Below are 17031 nucleotides of genomic sequence, written 5' to 3'. Positions count from 1 at the left end.
CCACCATGGCGGACGCGAATTCCGTACTCGGCACCATCAAGCTCGACGACATCTACGCCCTGGGCAACGCCTGGATCCAGCTCGGCGACGACCTCCACGAGCGCCAGGGCGCCGTCACCACGCAGGTCGGCGAACTCGGCATGACCGGCGCCGCCGGTGACGAGGCGCGCCGCGCCTGGAACGACAGCCTGAAGAAGACCGTCGACGACGCCGCCGAGACCGCCTGGACCATCGGCGAGACGATCAACCGGTACGGCGACGAACTGCACAAGGCGGCCGAGGAGTACGCCAAGCAGCTCAACGCCGAGATGTGGGCGAACATCCTGGGCATCATCGCCGGGCTCGTCCTGATCGGACTCGGGCCGCTGCTCAGCAGTCTGCTCACCATGATCGGGCAGTTGCTGGCCCGGCTGATCCCCGTTCTGGCCACGATCGCCGGACGGCTCGGCACCGTCGGCAGCACGGTCGTCGGCGCGGTCGGCAGCGCCGTCGTCGGCGCGGCCTTCAACCTCGGCTTCGACATCGCCGTCGGCGAGGCCGGCGCGGCCATCGCGGGCGGCCACTACGACGTCGACTGGGGCGCGGAGGGCCTGAGCATGGGCCTCGGCGGCGCCTTCGGCCTGCACGACGGCGGCATGGCGGGCTGGCACTACGGCAGCGGCGGCCCGCACTCGGTGCCCAAACCCGGCCCGCACGGCGGCGATTCACCGCCGGTCACCGTCCCCAAGCCGAACCCGCACGGCGGCGACCCCGTCCCGGTCGGCGGCGACGGCCACGGCGTCGTCCCGACGCCCACCCGGCTCACCGGCGGCGGCGAGCACCCGGTGCCGCCGCCCGGCGGCCTGGACACGCACAACATTTCCGGCAGGGACACCCTCTCCACCAACAGCGGTTCTGCGGACGGCAATTGGGCCAAGTACGGGCCCGGCCACAAGGTCGGCTCCGGGCAGAACGGGGACGGGTCGTCGACGTCCGGGCGACCCGCGCCGAGGCCGGAGCCCAAGCCCGAACCGAAGCCGGAGCCCGAGCCGAAGGCGGTTTCGGGCGACGGTTCGTCGGCGGGGCGTGGTCCTGGGCGGACGCTGGGTGTGGATCCGCAGAATCCGTACGGGCAGCCGACGTACGCGCGTCCTGAACCGAAGCCGGAGCCGAAGCCCGAGACGAAGCCCGAGACGGAGACCGTTTCGGGGGACGGTTCGTCGGCGGGGCGTGGTCCTGGGCGGACGTTGGACTCCGCGCCGGATAATCCGTACGGGCAGCCGAAGTACGCGCGTCCCGAGCCGAAGTCCGAGACGAATTCGGGGGACGGTTCGTCGGCCGGCCGTGGTCCTGGGCGGACCTTGGGCTCCGCGCCGGACAATCCGTACGGGCAGCCGAAGTACGCGCATCCCGATCCCCAGCCCGATCCGGCCCCGACGCCCGGGACGAAGACGCATTCGGGGGACGGTCCGGTGCCGGACCGTGGTCCTGGCCGGACCCTGGGCTCCGCGCCGGACAATCCGTACGGGCAGCCGAAGTACGGGCACCCCGATCCCCAGCCAGAGCCGACACCCGGGCCCGGGACGAAGACGAGCGCGCACACTGGCGACGGCTCCAACTTCTCCGGTCCCGGCCACCGCCTCGGCGCCGCGCCGAAGGACCCGTGGGGCACGACCGCGCCGCGCCCCGAACCGGCGCCCAAGGCCCCGGGCGGGGAGGGGCCGGGAGGCGCCGCACCGCAGGTGCCCTCGCGACAGCACGGCCCCGGTTACGACCGGCCCGCCACGCTCGACGACGTTCCGGGCGCGAAGTCGCCGTCCCACGGCGGCCCCGGCGGCGGCACGGGAGAGGGCAATCTGCGCCCCAACCAGGGCCACGGCAGCCAGACCTACACCGAGACGCCGCCGCCCGCGGAACACCCCGCGAACCACCCGGGCGCCGACCCGGGCACGCGCCCCGGCGGAAAGACCGACAACGCCAAGCCGGAGCCGGAACCCGGCACGAAGGTGCCCGCGCCGGAGACGAAGACGCCCGCACCCGAGCCGAAGCCGGACACGAAGCAGCCCGCGAGCGAGTCCAAGCCCGACACCATGGAGCCGACGCCTACGCCGACTCCGGTGCCGGGTTCGAAGGAGCCGACGCCGACGCCGCTGCCGACCACGAAAGAGCCGACGCCGCCCCCGACGCCTGGCGCGAAGGAACCCGCCTCGGCACCGGGGCCGAACACCCAGGAGCCGCGGCCGAACACCAAGGAGCCCACCCCGGTACCGCCACCGGACGGGAAGCAGCCCGCGCCGGGGACGAAGCCGGGAGCACAGGAGCCCGAGCCGGTGCCACGGACGAATTCCGGCGGTGACAGGACCGGTCAGAGCCACTCCTCCGCGCCCAAGTCCCAGACGCACAGCGGTGGTTCGGGTGCGGGCCACGACACGTCCGGCACTTCTAAGACGTCCGGCACCTCGGAGTCCTCCGGCACCCCCGTGACATCCGATACGTCCCCGTCCTCCGGCCTGAGCGATTTCGATCGGGTGGTGCTGGCCCAGGAGATCAACCGCGAGCTGCGGCGGCTGGATCCGTCGCACCCTCCGGTGTCGGCGTCGGACGTACCGGATCTGCACGCGGAGCTGCCGGACTGGCGGCAGCGGATGCCGCTGCGGCCGCGGGGCGAGGCGATCGCGCAAGGGCTGGTGACCGGCCGTCCGGTGCGGTTGCCGGGTGGTTCGCCGTCGTACGGGCACTCCGGCGGTGGAGGTCACTACACCGAGCTGATGGACGTGGACGACGGCCCGGGCATGCCGCCGCCCGCCCCGCCGCGGCGCCGGTCGTCCAGCTTCTCCTTCGACCAGCAGCAGATCAGGGACGCGCAGCGGCAGGCCCACCAGCAGCGGCGCGCGCCGGGCTTCTCCCGGCGGCCCACCGCCGGCGACCCGATGGAGCTGGACCCGCCCCGCTCGTCGTCCGGCTTCGGCCCGGGTTCCCGCCCGCCGACGTCGCGCCCGTCGTCGTCCAGGCCGCCCCTGTCACGGCAACCGTCGTCGCGGCAGCCGTCCTCCCGTCAACCGCCGTCCCGGCAAGCGTCGTTCGGGCCCGCGCCGCGCGTGCCGGGGCCGGGGCGGCTACCCGGTGGCCGGGACCTGCCGCCGCCTCCGCCGCGCCGCGGCGTCGGTCCGCGGCCGGGGCCGATGCCGCTGCCGCAGCGCCCGCCCGCGCACGCGGCGCCGTCGGGCCGTATCCCGCCGCGTCCGCTCGCGGACGAGCTGGACCTGATGGACGTGGGCCAGGACGTCATGCACCAGGTCTCCGCGGCCCTGCCGTACGGTTCCGCCAACCAGTCGTCCGCCGTCGCGGCGTCCGGCGGCGCGAGCCGGGAGATCAACCACCAGGCCCGCGGCGTGCCGCGGATACCGCCGAGCAGCCTCCAGGAGCAACTGGGGCAGAGCGCCGCCCAGGCGCACTCGGTGGGGACCGGCAACTGCGGCGAGAACGCGGCCCTGAGCTTCAGCTACCTCAACCAGCGGCAGCTGCCCCCCGGCGCGAGGATCTGGTACGTCGACCTCAACCTGCGGCCGGGCGAGGACCCCGCACACCCCATCGCGCCGTACACCGACCATGTGTTCATCGCCGTGGGCTTCCCGAACCGGCCGCGCACCATCGTGATCATCGACCCGTGGCAGCTGAACGCCAGGCCGATCATGGCCGGTGACCGCGCCTTCTCCTTCCCGTTCCTGGTCGGTCCCGCGGAGGCGCCGCGGATCACCCCGCGCGCGGTGGAACTGACGCCGGACGGCCGGGACTATCTGGGCCAGGGGTACGCCTCGTTCGACCCGGGCTCGCTCGACTTCATGCACTACAGCTACGAGCCGGTGCCCGTGGGCGCGATGCCGGGCCAGCCCGGTATGTACGAGCACCGGATGCCCGGCTCCGACGTGTTCAGGTTCCCCGACTCACCCGAGTGGAACAGATATCTGGACCAGCGCAGGCACGGCCACGAGCGCCCACCGGGAAGCGGCCGTGACCGCGGGTTCGAGCGTGGCCCCGACCGCGGGTTCGAGCGCGGTCCTGACCGCGGGTTCGGCCGCGGACCCGACCGCGGGTTCGGGCAGGGGCCCGGGTTCGGCGGTCTGCGGGGCGGTTCGCCGGACGTGGGCCGGGACCCGGTCCAAGAGCAGTGGCCGATCGGCCGCGAGGTCGTCCTGACGGAGCCCCGCTCCGGGACCGGCCTGGCACGCGGTCCCGTACCCGAAGCGCCCCGGGGCGCGACCGGCGAGGGCGCGCGCGGCGGCTACCGGCCCGTCGACCTGCCGCCGCCCCACGAGGGGACGGGTTCCTCGTCCCGTCCACTGGGGTACGAGGTGGACCCGGGCGGACGCATCCGGCTGCCGGACGGTACGGAGCTGTCGCCGGACGGCTGGCGGAGTTACGGCGACGACTTCATCCATACGCCGACGGGTGCGATCCTGCGCGGGGACGACGGGTGGATCGGCCGCGTCCAGAACATCGAGCAGATCACCGACATGTGGGACCACTTCGATCCCGCCGCGACCGCCCACACACCCGTCCTGTCCGACACCGGACTGCACATGGTGCCCGAGGACCTCGGCGGGCACGCCGTGCACATCCCGGTCCGGCCCCGCGACCTTCCGACCACATCCCCGACCCCGACCACATCCCCGAACCCGGCCCCGTCCGCCGAAGAGGCCGCGCACCCGTCCGGGACGTCGGGCCTGAGCGACTTCGACCGGACCGTGCTGGCCGTGGACATCAACCGCGAGCTGCGGCGGCTCGACCCGACGCACCCGCCGGTGCGGGCGTCGGACGTACCGGATCTGCACGCCGCCCTGCCCGACTGGCGGCAGCGGACGCCGTTGCGGTCGCGGGGCGAGGCGATCGCTCAGACCCTGGTCGCCGGACGCCCGTTCCGGCTGCTCGGCGGTTCACCGTCGTACGGGTGGTCCAGCGGCGGTGGCGGCGGTCACTACACCGAGGTGATGGAGGTGGACGACGGCCCGGGCATGCCACCGCCCCCTCGGGAGTACGACACGCCGGTCGGTTCCTCCCCGTTCCGCCCGTACTCCGGCCATTCCTCGCACTCCTCGCACTCCTCTCATACGTCCCCCGCGGACCGGTCCGACCGGTATCTGGAGCACGAGCGGCGGCGGCGCATCCACGAGACGCGGCGGAGCGCGCAGGAGCGGCACCGGCGTGCGCTGGACGCCATGGAACTGGACCCACCGCGGTCCTCGTCGTCCGGCTACGCGGCGGGCGCCCGCCCGCCCGCGGCCAGGCCGGCGTCGTCCCGGCCCGCGCCGCGGGTGCCGGGCGCCGGCCGGCTGGTCAGCCGCCGGGACGCGCCGATCCGGGCGGCCTCCGGCATGGGACCGCGGTACGCGCCGCGTTCGGTGCCGGGGCGTCGGCCGTCCGCGCGCAGCGGACTGTCCGGAACGCTCATCCGTACGCCGCTGGCGGAGGAGGTGCGGCTGCTGGAGGTGGCGCAGGACGTCCTTCAGCAGACGTCCGCGATCCTGCACCGGGGCCAGGCCAACCAGGCGACCCCGGTCGCGCAGTCGGGCGGCGCGAACCTCGAACTGAACCACCACGCCCGCAGTGTGCCGCGGGCCCCGGCGCTCAACCTCCGGGCGCGGCTGGGGCAGAGCGCCGCCCAGGCGCAGGCGGTGGCGACGGGCAACTGCGGTGAGCACGCTGCCGTGGCGTACACCCTGCTCAACCAGCGGCAGCTGCCGGAGGGCGTGAGGATCTGGTACGCGGACCTCAACCGGGGCCCGGGCGAGGATCCGGAGAACCCCATCGCCCCGTACACCGACCACGTGTTCATCGCGGTGGGCTATCCGGACCGCCCGTACAACATCGTGATCCTCGACGCGTGGCAGCTGAACGCGACGCCGGTCATGGCCGGTGACCCGGCCTTCTCCTTCCCGTTCCTGGTGCCCACACCGGCAGGACCGCGGATCACCCCGCGCGCGGTGGAGCTGCTGCCGGACGGCCGCGACTACATGGCGGAGGGCCATACGTCGTTCGCGCCGGGGGCGTTCGAGGGCCTCCAGCGGAGCTATCCGCAGGGCCGGGCGCCGCTGCCGCCGGAAGTGGTGCTGGCCCGGCCGAGCATCTACGAGCACCGGATGCCGCCCGCGGTGCAGGACCCGTACCGCTACCCGGACACCCCCGGCTGGGACGCGTACCGCCGGCACCGTATGCCCCGGCGGGACATCGGGACCCGGCCGGGTCCGGCGGCCGACCCCTGGGACGATCCCCGGGACGAGATGGAGGACGTGCGCTGGGACGGTGGCGGCGGTCTGCGGGGCGGTTCGCCGGACGTGGGCCGGGACCCGATCCGGGAGCAGTGGCCGGTCGGCCGCGAGGTCGTCCTGACGGAGCCGCGCGTCGGTACGGCCCTGGTACGGGGCCCGGTGCCGGTGGCGCCCCGGGGCGCCACCGGCGACGCCGCGGGCGGTTTCCGCGCCTTCGACCTGCCGCTGCCGCCGGAGAGCACGGGTACTTCGTCCCGTCCGCTGGGGTACGAGGTCGATCCGGGCGGACGGATCCGGTTGCCGGACGGTACGGAGCTGTCGCCGGACGGCTGGCGGAGTTACGGGGACGACTTCATCCATACGCCGACGGGCGCGATCCTGCGCGGGGACGACGGGTGGATCGGCCGCGTCCAGAACATCGAGCAAGTCACCGATATGTGGGACGAGTTCGATCCGTTCGCGACCGCTTACCGCCCGCTGCCCTCGGTGGTGGGCCTGCACATGGTGCCCGCCGCTTCCTCCTCCGGCGCTCGCGTCGTCCACGTCCCGGTGCTGCCCCGCGACGGCTTCTGGGCCCCGCCTCCTGCAACGGCCCCGACCCCGTCCCCGGTCCGGGCACCGGACCCGGCCCCGACTTCGGCTCCTGCTCAGGCTCGTGGGCGGACTTCGGCCGCAACTTCGGCTCCCGCTCGGGCTCTTGGGCGGACTCCGAACCCGGCCCCGGCCGCGACGCCGAACCCGTCCCCGGCCCCGGCCCCGATCCGGACACCGGACCCGGCTCCAACCCCGGTCCCCGCCGCCGTACCCGACGCCGTGTCCGCGTCCCCGCGGGAGCAGTTGGCCGGGCGCGGTCTGGTGCCGCTGCACATCCTCGACCAGGGCGATCCGCTGACCAATGTGCTGACGGCCGTCGCGCCGGGGGAGAGCGGGCGGCTTGTGGGGCACGGCCGGCCCGCCGGCGCGCGGGAGTTGCGGGACGCGCTGGCCGACGCGCTCGCGGCCGACCTGCGCAGACCGCCGCAGGAGCGCGGGCTGTGGCCGCTGCTCTCCGGGCTGACACGTCCCGGCGGCACGGCGCCGCTGGTGCGCGGCGCACCCGGCGACCCCGGTGATCCGGACGACCCCGGCAGCGCCGCGTACGACGCGGTCGGCGCCCTGCGTACCGGCGGCGGCGCGGGCACGGACGGCGGCGCGGGCACGGCCACGTCGGGCTGGCTGCTGCTCGCGGTGGCGGCGGCCGTACTCGGTCTGCACCTCACCGTGCTGCCGCCGGACGGCACCCCGTGGACGGCGGGGCCCGCCGACGGCCGCCCCGTCGTGATCCTGCGGCTGGACGACCCCGCCCCCCACACCGCGCACTGGGCGGCGACCGAACCCGCCCGGCCGGCCGCGCCCGCCGAGCGGCGGCCCGTCACGGCGTCGGTCCCGGTACCGCGGGCCTCCGCCGCGGCACCGGCCCCCGGCCCGGAGGTGTTCTTCGGCGCCGACCCCCGCCCCGGCACGCCGCGTTGAGGCAGCGGCGGACCGGCGCCCGCGGCCCGCGGGCGCCGGTCGGTCCTGCCCCCGCCCGCCGGGCGGGCTCAGCGCCGGATGACCGAACGGATCCAGGAAAGCTGCCGGGAGACGTCGCCGGCCCCGGCGATCCTCTCCCGGTCGGAGCCGTCGAAGACACCGAGCAGCGTCTGCGTGCCCTGCGGCGAGATGCTCATGACCGGTCCGCCGGAGTCGCCGCCCGCCGGGATACCGGACACCTTGACCATGCAGAAGTCCGATCCGCCCGGCGCGGTGAAGCCCTCGCACCTGGGGTCGTCGGGCCGCAGCACCCGCAGGTCCGCCTGCTTGAGCACGGGCGACTGGCAGCTGTTCTCGTCCCCGGTGCAGGTGGCGCCCCAGCCGTACTGCCGCACCATCCGGCCGGGGCGTACCGCCGCGATGGCCAGGCGCGCCGTGGGGACGTTCATGGCCGGGACCTCGACGAGCATCATGTCGGCGTCCGCGCTGCCCACCCGGCCGCCGGGCACCGGCCGCACCGTGACGCCCTCGCGCACGTCGAGGCTGCCGACCCGGAAGGTGATCCGCTTGTCGGCGACCGGCTCGGCCTGCTCGAAGAAGCAGTGCGAGGCGGTGATGATCCAGCGGCGGGCGACCGCCGTCCCGGTGCACGTCGGCCTGCCGTCGACGAGCATCCGCACCGCCCACGGTCCGTAGTGGCTCCGGGCTCCGCCGATGACGGCGGAGGCGGGCGCGGACGACATCAGCAGGCCGGTCACCACCAGCAGCGCGGTCAGCAGGGGCACACGAACACGGCGTACGGGACGTGCCATCCGGAACAGATCCTCACCTCGGGCCGATGCCTGTCGTACGGACGAGAGCGTACGGCCCGGCCGGTCACTTGACGGTGACCACCAGCCAGCGGGTGTCGTCCTTCGCCGCGCAGGTGCCGATGTCCAGCCGCGCCGCGGCGGCCTTCTTGTCGGAGCCCTCGACGCGCAGGCACTGGTGGTTGCTCGCGTAATTGCGGATCCATACGGTGCCGTCACCCGCCGACGCGAACCACCACAGCTGGTTGTCGGCCTCGGTGCCGGTGCAGTTCGCCTCGGACAGGTCGGTGCCGCCCGGCTGCGGCCCGCGCTCCGGCAGGTCGATGCACAGGCCGTCCTTGGTGTTGGCGAACTGCACGAGATCGGAGCCGCCGGGGCCGCCGCCGCGGACCTGGACCGTCATGTTCCACCTCTGGTTGTCCGCGTCGGTGGTGTCGCAGGTGAACTGCTCGATCGCCAGGCCCAGTTTGCCCGGGCCGTAGTACGGGATGTCCGCGCACTGGCCGCTGAGGGCGTTCCACAGCACGACCTTGCGGTTGTGCGCGGTGAGGTCCTTGGGCTTCTGGCTGTCGGGATCGGCGGCCTTTTTCTTCTTCGGCGGTGCTGCGGTGTGTGTGATGCGCGGCTTGGGCGACGTGGTGTGCGGGACGGGCTTCTTCTCGGGCTTGGGCCGGGTCGTCGTCGCCTTCGGCGTGGGTGTCGGGGAGGCCGCCGACGCGGACGCGGTGATGTTCGAGTACGCGGCGGCCTGCCGCGCCGCCAGCTCCTGCTTCTTGTCGTGCTCGTCGGACTGGTAGCTGCGCCACGCGCCGAGCCCCAGGGTGGCGCCCGCCGCCAGGGCCAGTACGGCCGTGGCGCCCGCGACCCTGGTGCCCAGCCGGGAGTGCTCGCCCGGCTGGCGGGTGTGCGCCGTCAGCGCGTCGATGAACCGCGCCCGGCGTCGCCGCTCCGTCTCGTCCCGGTCACTCTCGCTCAACGCCCGCTCCCTGCTTCCGATCGGTCCAACAGCCCCTGTACGCGGGCCCGTTCATGCCTCGCTGCCCTCGCCGTCCTCTGCCGGGCCCGCCGCGGTCCCGGCTCACCGCGGCACGGGTCCGTACCGCTCGCGCTCGCGCAGCACCTCCGCGGCCGTCGTCAGCGCGGTGGACAGCCGCCGCCGGTAGGTGCTGAAGGACAGCCCCGCCCGGCTGGCCGCGGCCTGCTGGCTGCGCGGCCCGCTCAGGTACGTGATCTCCAGGATGGTGCCCAACTGCCGCTGCTCCGGCTGTGACCGCAGGTGCACCACCGTCTCGGTGAGGACTCTGCGCAGCGCCGCGGCGTCCGCGTCCGGTGTCACCAGGCGGGTGTCGAGCAGCGCGCTCCCGGCGAGTTCCCGGGCATCCTGGAGGCTGCGGTAGGCGTGTTTGACGGCGTCCGCGAACTCCGGCCACGGCATGGCCGCCTCCGCCGCGGCGTCCGCCGGTGCCGGGCCCGGCACCGGCTCGTCGGCCAGCAGCCGGGCCCGCAGCGCCGCCGCCCACCGGTCGAAGGGCAGACCGCGCCAGTCCTGCACAAAGGACAACGGCCCTTCTCCGTACGGTTCCTCACCGCCCGCTGGTCCGCCCGCCGTCCCGCCCGGCGCCACCCGCTGCTGCCCGTACAGGTCGAGCAGCGCCGCCAGGCCGGGCCGGTCCGGCGCCGCGCAGGTCCAGCTCACCGCGAGGCCGGGCGTGGTCGCCCACAGCGTGGTCAGCGCGCCCGCCGTCGCCACCGCGTCCCCGGTGCTCCACCGGGCCAGCAGCAGCCGTTCGGTGCGCCGCAGCGGCCACCGGCCGGCGGTGTGGGCGAGGGCGGCGCGCGCCACCGGGTCGTCGGGCGGCCCGGCCGCGGCCGGACCGAGGCAGGGCGCGACGAGGACGCCGGTGATCCCGCGGCGGCCGTCCTCGGTGACGACGAAGGCGGCCGGCTGCCGGTCCCACCACTGCCGGGCCAGCGCGCGGGCCGCGGCGCCGTGCTCCCGCCCGATCGCGGCCAGCACCTCGGGCAGGTCCTCGGCGCGTGCGGCGCGCGAGCGGAGCCGGTCCGTGCCGCGCCAGTCGACCGCCGGCAGCGCGACCCGGCCGGACCGGCCCAGATGGGCGAGGCCCGCGCCGTACGCCCAGCGGCTGCCGGTGCGGCCCGCCGCCTGCTCGGTCAGGTGGGTGTGCAGCCGGACGAAGAGGCGTTCGTACGCCGACGGGTCCCGCCAGCGCAGATCGGCCAGCAGCGCCTCCCTGACCAGTTCGTGCGGGACGAGACCGTCGGCGGTGCTGCGGACGAAGGACTGTCCGCGCAGCCAGCCGCACAGCTCACCGGCCCGGTCCGGCGGCACCTCAAGCGCGTGCCGCAGCAGATCCTCGGTGGTGGCGCGGGCGAGCGCCAGGACGTGCAGCGCGCCGGCCCGCGCGGCCGTGGGGGTCTCCCGCAGCAGCAGGTGCAGCAGTTCGCGCACCAGGTCGGGGGAGTCCGCCAACTCCCAGGCGGCGCCCGGCGGTTCGGCCGCTTCAGGTCCGGCGGCTTCCGACCCGGCGGCTTCCGGTCCGGCGGACTCCCATGCGGCGGCCTCCGGTTCGGCGCCGCGCGCGTCGGCGAAGAGCGCCAGGGCCAGCGGCACGCCGTGCGCGGCCCGCAGGATGCCGGGGACGGCCGCCTCGGGGACGTCCCGTTTGCGCAGCAGCCGGGTGGCCTCGGCGGTGTCCAGGTCGCGCAGTTCGACCCGGCGCAGCGCCTGCCACCACTGCGCGTCGGCGCGCCATTCGGCCGCGGGGGGCCGCCGGCTGCCGACCACCACGAGCAGTTGCGAGGGTGTGCGCGGCAGGAATTCGTCGCGCAGCCACTGTTCGAGCCCGCCGAGCGCCTCCCCGGAGTCGATCAGCAGCAACTGCGCCTCCTCCGGCGGCCCTTGCGCCGCCAGCGCGGCCAGGAACGCCTCGGGGGTCGCGTCCGTGACGCGCATGTCGACCGTGCGCACGGCCCTGCCGTGCGCCGCCGCCTCGTCGGCGAAGCGGTGCAGCAGGCTGCTCTTGCCGAAGCCGCCCATGCCGTGCAGCCACACCACGAAACAGGCCCGCCGCTCGCTGAGCATCAGCTCGCGCAGCAGGCGCAGTTCGGCGACCCGGCCGGTGAACACCGCGCGCCGCCGTGCCGCCAGCGCGTGGCCGTGGGAATCGGCCGGCGGTGGTGTGGGGGATATCCGCATCGGGTCGATGTTAGACCCACTCATTCGGCAATGGGTGACCGCCCGGACAATAGCGGCCGTTGCGCGGCCGCCGTGCATTTGCACAGGAGAAGCCGTGTGTGCGGCCGGAGTTCGGCGCGGCGGGACACGCGGTCGCGCGGATGGGATTTTCGTCCGGTTGGTTCCGCCAATTCGCGAAAAAATGGCAGCCGATTTCGCGGAAGGACGTCCGCGGCGCTCCGCCCGCACGCAAAGGCCCGGTGCTCGCCCGCTGAGGGGGAGGGCGGGGGAGCACCGGGCGTCGGGGCGGGCCGGGCCGGTCAGGGCGGTGCGCCGGCGGCTACCGCCGGCGGCGGGTCACCAGTGGTGGTGGCGCGCCGGGGCCAGGCCCTGGTGGACGGCGTTGATCAGTTCGCCGTCCGAGGTGTCACCGTCGAGCGACCACATCATCGCGCCGCCGAGGTGGGCCTGCTTGATGTACGCGGTCTTCTGGGCGATGACCTGCGGGTCGTCGTAGGTCCAGAAGTTGGTGCCGTCGTAGAGCCAGGCGAAACCGTTGCGCACGTCGCGGTGGACGGTGTAAGTGCCGGACTGCGCGAGGGCCTTGAGGGCGTGGTAGTCCTCGTTGCCCGCCTGCCAGGTGGCGGGGGCGGGGCCGGTGGAGGACTGGAACAGGCCCGCGGTGCCGCCGTCGGGGACGCCGGTCCAGCCCTGGCCGTAGAAGGGCACGCCGAGCACGAGCTGCCGCGCGGGCGCGCCGCGCTTGAGCCAGTCGCCGACCGCCTGGGTGTCGCTGAAGTCGTGCGGCACGGGCGAGTTGCGCGGCGCCTTCAACGCGGACTGCTGGTTGGTGGTGGCCTCGTAGGGGCCGTGGAAGTCGTAGCCCTGGACGGTGCCGAAGTCCAGGTACTTGAAGATCTTCCTCGCCTCGAAGCCCGCGTCGATCTTGGCGGGGGCGGCGGGCAGGAAGGCGCTCAGGTCGTAGTGCTTGTGCGCCTTGCGGCCCAACGCGTCGAGCTGCTGCCGGAATTCGGCCGCGAGCGCGGTGAAGTTCTTCTTGTCCTCGGGCCGGTAGACGGTGTCGACGTCACCGGAGGAGGCGGGCCACTCCCAGTCGATGTCCACGCCGTCGAACAGTCCGGCGGCCGAACCCGGGCCGCCCTTGCCGTCCAGCAGCGGCAGATTGCCCTTGATGAAGATGTCCAGGCAGGACGCGACGAGGGCCTTGCGCGAGGCGGCGGTACGGGCCGCGTCGGAGAAGTGGGTGGACCAGCCCCAGCCGCCGATCGAGATCAGCACCTTCAACTTCGGGTTGGCGGCCTTGAGTTCGCGCAGCTGGTTGAAGTTGCCCGCGAGCGGCTGCTCGGCGGTGTCGGCGGTGCCGTCCACCGAGGACGCGGCGTCCAGCGGGCGCTGGTAGTCCGCCCAGGCGTCGCCCTCGCCCGGCACATTGGCCTCGAAGCACTTGCCGTCGGCGCCGATGTTGGCGAACGCGTAGTTGAGGTGGGTGAGTTTGGCCGCCGCGCCCGAGGTCTGGACGTTCTTCACCTGGTAGTTGCGTCCGTAGACGCCCCACTGGGTGAAGTAGCCGACGCTCTTGTACGAGGAGGCGGAGGAGCCGTGGCCGCGGTCGTGCGCCTGGGCGGCGGAGCCGCCGGTGACGGCGGGCAGGACGGCGACGACGGAGAGGGTGGCTGCGGTTGCGGCCATACGGCCGAGAATTCTTCGACGCATGCGCGCGAAGGTATTGGTCTGGACCAATAACGGTCAAGGGGGACGGCGCAACCCGTTTGACCCGGACCGTAGGATCCGGGAGTGGACATACCTCCGCCGCCTCCGCCACCGCCGTCCCCCGAGGACACGCCGCCGCAGCAGCCGCCGCACGACGCGCCGCCGTCGTCGTACGCCGGGCCGCCGCCGTACGCGAAACAGCCGTACGACCAGCAGGGCACACCGCCGTACGCGGGCCCCGGACAGCCGTCGTACCCCGGCCAGGACCGGCCGCCGCAGGGCGGTCAGCCGTACGGCGCTCCCGGCCCGTACAATCCGCCGCCGCAGCAGCCCGGAAGCACCGGGAACCCGTACGCGGGCGGCCCGTACGGCAGCGGCGCGGGCGGCGGCAATCCGTACGCGCAGCGGCCGTATCCGGGCCACCCCGGCAACCCCGGCCCCGCCGGGCCGCCCGGCTACCCCGGGGGCTGGTACCCGCCGCCGCCGACCAACACCAACGGCATGGCCATCGCCTCGCTGGTCACGTCCTTCACCTGCATCCCGCTGCTCGGCGCGATCTTCGGCCTGGTCGGCCTCAAGCAGATCAAGCGGCGCGGCGAGCGCGGCAAGGGGCTGGCCGTCGCGGGCCTGGTGCTCAGCACCATCGGCACCCTCGGGCTCGCGCTGGTCATCACCCTCGGTGTGCTGGGCGTGCTCGACGACGGCAACACCCGGGTGGACCGGCTGGAGGTCGGCCAGTGCTTCAACACCGTCGACAGCTCCCTCGGCGACTACCGCGGCGACGGTGAGCGCTCCACCACCGTCGACGTCGTCAAGTGCGCGGAGAAGCACGACGCGGAGGCGTTCGCGATCTTCGGCGTCGAGCCCGGATCCGGCGGCGGCTACCCCGGCGTGGACGCGATCTCGGCCATCGCCGAATCGAAGTGCGCCTCTCTCGCCGACGAATACGCGGCCGGGGTGCCCTGGGAGAACAGCGTCGACATCTACTACTACATGCCGCCGCCGGACGGCTGGCGGCGCGGCGACCACTCCGTGACCTGCTTCTTCGGCGCCACGGACGGCAAGGTGACCGGCTCGGTGAAGGACGGGGGACCCAGCAAGGGATTCGGAGTGTGACGCTCGGGGGAGGGCTTGCGGGCAGGCACCGACGGTTGTCAAGCTGTCGCAGACAGTCAACCCCTTGGGAGGGGCACGTGCCTTTCGGTGAGCAGCCCGCCTACCTTCGCGTCGCCGACGACCTGCGGCGCAAGATCCTCGACGGCACGCTCCCGCCGCACGCGCGGCTGCCCTCCCAGGCCCGTATCCGCACCGAGTACGGCGTCTCCGACACCGTCGCGCTGGAGGCGCGCAAGGTGCTGATGGCCGAGGGCTTCGTGGAGGGCAGGTCCGGCTCCGGCACCTACGTACGCGAACGGCCGCGCCCGCGCCGCATCATCCGCAGCGGCTACCGGCCGGCCGGGACCGCGAGCCCCTACCGGCAGGAACAGGCCGACGAGGGCTTCAAGGGCACCTGGGAGTCGCGCAGTGTCCAGGACCTCGCCTCGCCCGCGGTCGCCGAGCGGCTGCGGATCGAGCCCGGCGACCGCGTGATGCGCACCCACTACCTCTTCCGCACCGAGGGGGAGCCCTCGATGCTCTCCACCTCCTGGGAGCCGCTGGCGCTGACCGCCCGCACCCCCGTCCTGCTGCCCGAGGAGGGGCCGGTCGGCGGGCAGGGCGTCGTCGAGCGGATGGCCGCGATCGACCTCGTGGTGGACCACATGGCCGAGGAGGTCGGCGCGCGCCCGGGCCTGGCCGAGGAGACCGCCGCGCTCGGCGGGGTGCCGGGGCACATCGTCATCGAGATCCGGCGCACCTACTACTGCTCGGGACAGCCGGTGGAGACCGCGGACGTCGTCATCCCGGCCGAGCGCTACCGCGCCGTCTACCATCTGCCGGTCCGCTGACCGTCGTTGACGATCCGTCAACCGCCGTACGGAAAGCGCCGGTTCGGGCACCGGCGTACGCCCGCGTAACCGTCGGGAGCCTTTCCCGGGTGTGACCTACGGTCAACTTCTGGTCGAACACCTGGCCGGAACGGTACCTCTTCGTGTCAATCCGTACCCGTCCCGTGAACCTCGGGCGTAGGGTCGGGCATATGCGCATCGCCGTTTCCTCGGACATGGACGAACCGGTGGCCGGACAAGTGGTCGACGAACTCCGCCGACGTGGTCACACGGTCCTCTCGTACGGCGCACTGCGCCCCGGGGACCGCAAGGACTGGGCCTGGAGCGCGGAGGCCGCGGCCCGCGCGGTCGCCGACGGAACGGCCGATCAGGCCGTCGTCTGCTGCTGGACCGGCACGGGCGCGTCGATCGCCGCGAACAAACTCCCGGGCGTACGGGCCGCGTTGTGCGCCGACGCCTACACCGCGCGCGGCGCGCGCCGCTGGAACGACGCGAACGCGCTGGCGCTGAGCCTGCGTTCGGTCTCCGGGCCGGTGCTCGGCGAGATCCTCGACGCCTGGTTCGACGCCGCGGCGAGTGAGGACGCCGACGACCGCGACAATGTCGCGCATCTCGCCGAAGTGGAAGCGGGCGTGGCGCGAGGGGGCCGGGACCGATGACGACCGATCTGGTGTGGCTGCTGATACGGCAGGACGAGAGCGGCAACCGTTACCGCGTCGGGCGGTACGCCACCCGCGCCGAGGCCGAGCGTGTCGTCGACCGGCTGGGCGGCCGGCTCGGCCGCGAGCAGCGGCAGCGGCGCTATGTCATCGAGCGGCTCACACCACGCGCCGTCCCCTCGTCCTGATCCTCCTGGCCCGTGCGCCGCTTCCGTATCCTGCTGCCCATGGACGAACGCGTCGTGGTGGCCGGGGCCGTGCTCGACGGCGGGCGGCTGCTGGCCGCGCGGCGCACCGCGCCGCCCGCGCTCGCCGGGCGCTGGGAGCTTCCCGGGGGCAAGGTCGAGCCCGGCGAGACGGTGCCTTCCGCTCTCGTGCGTGAGCTGCGGGAAGAGCTGGGCGTGCTGGTCGAGCCGCTCGAACGCGTACCCGGGGCCTGGCCCCTCGCCCCCGGCTACGTCCTCCACGTCTGGACCGCCCGCCTCCTCTCGGGCGAGCCTTCGCCTCTCCAGGACCACGACGCGCTCCGCTGGGTCACCCCGGAGGACGCTTTCTCCTTGGACTGGCTCGCCCCTGACCGCCCCGCCGTCTCCTGGCTCACCCAGTCCATGATCTCCGCCCCCGCGGAAGAGGGCACCCCCTAGGGCGTTTCTTTCAGATCATCGGATCGTTGGTCTGGGTGTGTCGTTGACTGATGCGCAGTGGGCGCGGATTGAGCCGTTGCTGCCTGATCGGACGCCTCGGCGGGGTGGGCGGTGGCGGGATCACCGGCAGGTGATCGACGCGATCGCGTTCAAGTACCGCACCGGGACGCCATGGATGGATCTGCCCGAGCACTTCGGATCGTGGAAGGGCGCTCACAACCGGCTGCGGATGTGGGCCGCGGACGGGACCTGGGAGAAGGTCTTCACCGCACTGCTGGCCCAGGCCGAC

General features: G+C 74.0%; 11 protein-coding genes. 7 read left to right on the top strand and 4 right to left on the bottom strand.

The window, feature by feature from the left end:
* The first annotated feature begins 5 nt into the window (after positions 1-5).
* Complete coding sequence (locus BM076_RS23390) at positions 6-7757, top strand: hypothetical protein (RefSeq protein ID WP_093715650.1); 7752 nt, start codon at positions 6-8, stop codon at positions 7755-7757.
* 68 nt (positions 7758-7825) lie between these two features.
* Here BM076_RS23390 and BM076_RS23385 read toward each other — a convergent pair whose 3' ends face one another.
* From BM076_RS23385 to BM076_RS23370, 4 genes are all read right to left on the bottom strand, one after another.
* Positions 7826-8500: a S1 family peptidase gene (locus BM076_RS23385; protein WP_245796265.1), complete on the bottom strand. Its 675-nt coding sequence runs from the start codon at positions 8498-8500 to the stop codon at positions 7826-7828.
* Between the two features lie 133 nt (positions 8501-8633).
* Positions 8634-9542 (bottom strand): RICIN domain-containing protein, encoded by a 909-nt coding sequence (locus tag BM076_RS23380; RefSeq protein WP_093715648.1) that lies wholly within the window; start codon positions 9540-9542, stop codon positions 8634-8636.
* A gap of 102 nt (positions 9543-9644) precedes the next feature.
* Positions 9645-11783 (bottom strand): hypothetical protein, encoded by a 2139-nt coding sequence (locus BM076_RS23375; RefSeq protein ID WP_093715647.1) that lies wholly within the window; start codon positions 11781-11783, stop codon positions 9645-9647.
* 336 nt (positions 11784-12119) lie between these two features.
* Positions 12120-13496 carry a glycoside hydrolase family 18 protein gene (locus BM076_RS23370; RefSeq protein WP_093715763.1) on the bottom strand — a complete coding sequence of 459 codons (1377 nt, stop codon included), beginning with the start codon at positions 13494-13496 and terminating at the stop codon, positions 12120-12122.
* Positions 13497-13577: 81 nt separating this feature from the next.
* On the opposite strand from BM076_RS23370, the gene BM076_RS23365 reads away from it, so the two are divergent.
* The 6 genes from BM076_RS23365 to BM076_RS36180 all read left to right on the top strand — a co-directional run.
* Positions 13578-14609: a DUF4190 domain-containing protein gene (locus tag BM076_RS23365; RefSeq protein ID WP_093715646.1), complete on the top strand. Its 1032-nt coding sequence runs from the start codon at positions 13578-13580 to the stop codon at positions 14607-14609.
* Positions 14610-14686: 77 nt separating this feature from the next.
* A complete protein-coding gene (locus BM076_RS23360; RefSeq protein WP_093715645.1) occupies positions 14687-15439 on the top strand; it encodes a GntR family transcriptional regulator in 753 nt (250 codons plus the stop codon).
* 191 nt (positions 15440-15630) lie between these two features.
* Complete coding sequence (locus tag BM076_RS23355) at positions 15631-16098, top strand: RpiB/LacA/LacB family sugar-phosphate isomerase (RefSeq protein ID WP_093715644.1); 468 nt, start codon at positions 15631-15633, stop codon at positions 16096-16098.
* A complete protein-coding gene (locus BM076_RS23350) occupies positions 16095-16286 on the top strand; it encodes a hypothetical protein (protein ID WP_093715643.1) in 192 nt (63 codons plus the stop codon). Before BM076_RS23355 ends, BM076_RS23350 begins: the two co-directional genes overlap by 4 nt.
* Before the next feature lie 39 nt (positions 16287-16325).
* Complete coding sequence (locus tag BM076_RS23345) at positions 16326-16742, top strand: (deoxy)nucleoside triphosphate pyrophosphohydrolase (protein WP_093715762.1); 417 nt, start codon at positions 16326-16328, stop codon at positions 16740-16742.
* 37 nt (positions 16743-16779) lie between these two features.
* The coding region (locus BM076_RS36180) for a transposase (RefSeq protein ID WP_245796250.1) at positions 16780-17031 on the top strand (252 nt) is incomplete at its 3' end.

The sequence above is a fragment of the Actinacidiphila alni genome, from assembly GCF_900112845.1.
GTDB classification, from domain to species: domain Bacteria; phylum Actinomycetota; class Actinomycetes; order Streptomycetales; family Streptomycetaceae; genus Actinacidiphila; species Actinacidiphila alni.
The sequence above is the reverse complement of the archived record's forward strand: the minus strand, read 5'-3'. Positions and strand labels throughout refer to the sequence as shown.

Excerpts from the sequence above, each read along its gene's own strand:
- BM076_RS23390 (WP_093715650.1), top strand. The coding sequence starts at position 6 with ATGGCGGACGCGAATTCCGTACTCGGCACCATCAAGCTCGACGACATC.
- BM076_RS23385 (WP_245796265.1), bottom strand. The coding sequence starts at position 8,500 with ATGTCGTCCGCGCCCGCCTCCGCCGTCATCGGCGGAGCCCGGAGCCAC.
- BM076_RS23375 (WP_093715647.1), bottom strand. The coding sequence starts at position 11,783 with ATGCGGATATCCCCCACACCACCGCCGGCCGATTCCCACGGCCACGCG.
- BM076_RS23370 (WP_093715763.1), bottom strand. The coding sequence starts at position 13,496 with ATGCGTCGAAGAATTCTCGGCCGTATGGCCGCAACCGCAGCCACCCTC.
- BM076_RS23355 (WP_093715644.1), top strand. The coding sequence starts at position 15,631 with ATGCGCATCGCCGTTTCCTCGGACATGGACGAACCGGTGGCCGGACAA.
- BM076_RS23350 (WP_093715643.1), top strand. The coding sequence starts at position 16,095 with ATGACGACCGATCTGGTGTGGCTGCTGATACGGCAGGACGAGAGCGGC.
- BM076_RS23345 (WP_093715762.1), top strand. The coding sequence starts at position 16,326 with ATGGACGAACGCGTCGTGGTGGCCGGGGCCGTGCTCGACGGCGGGCGG.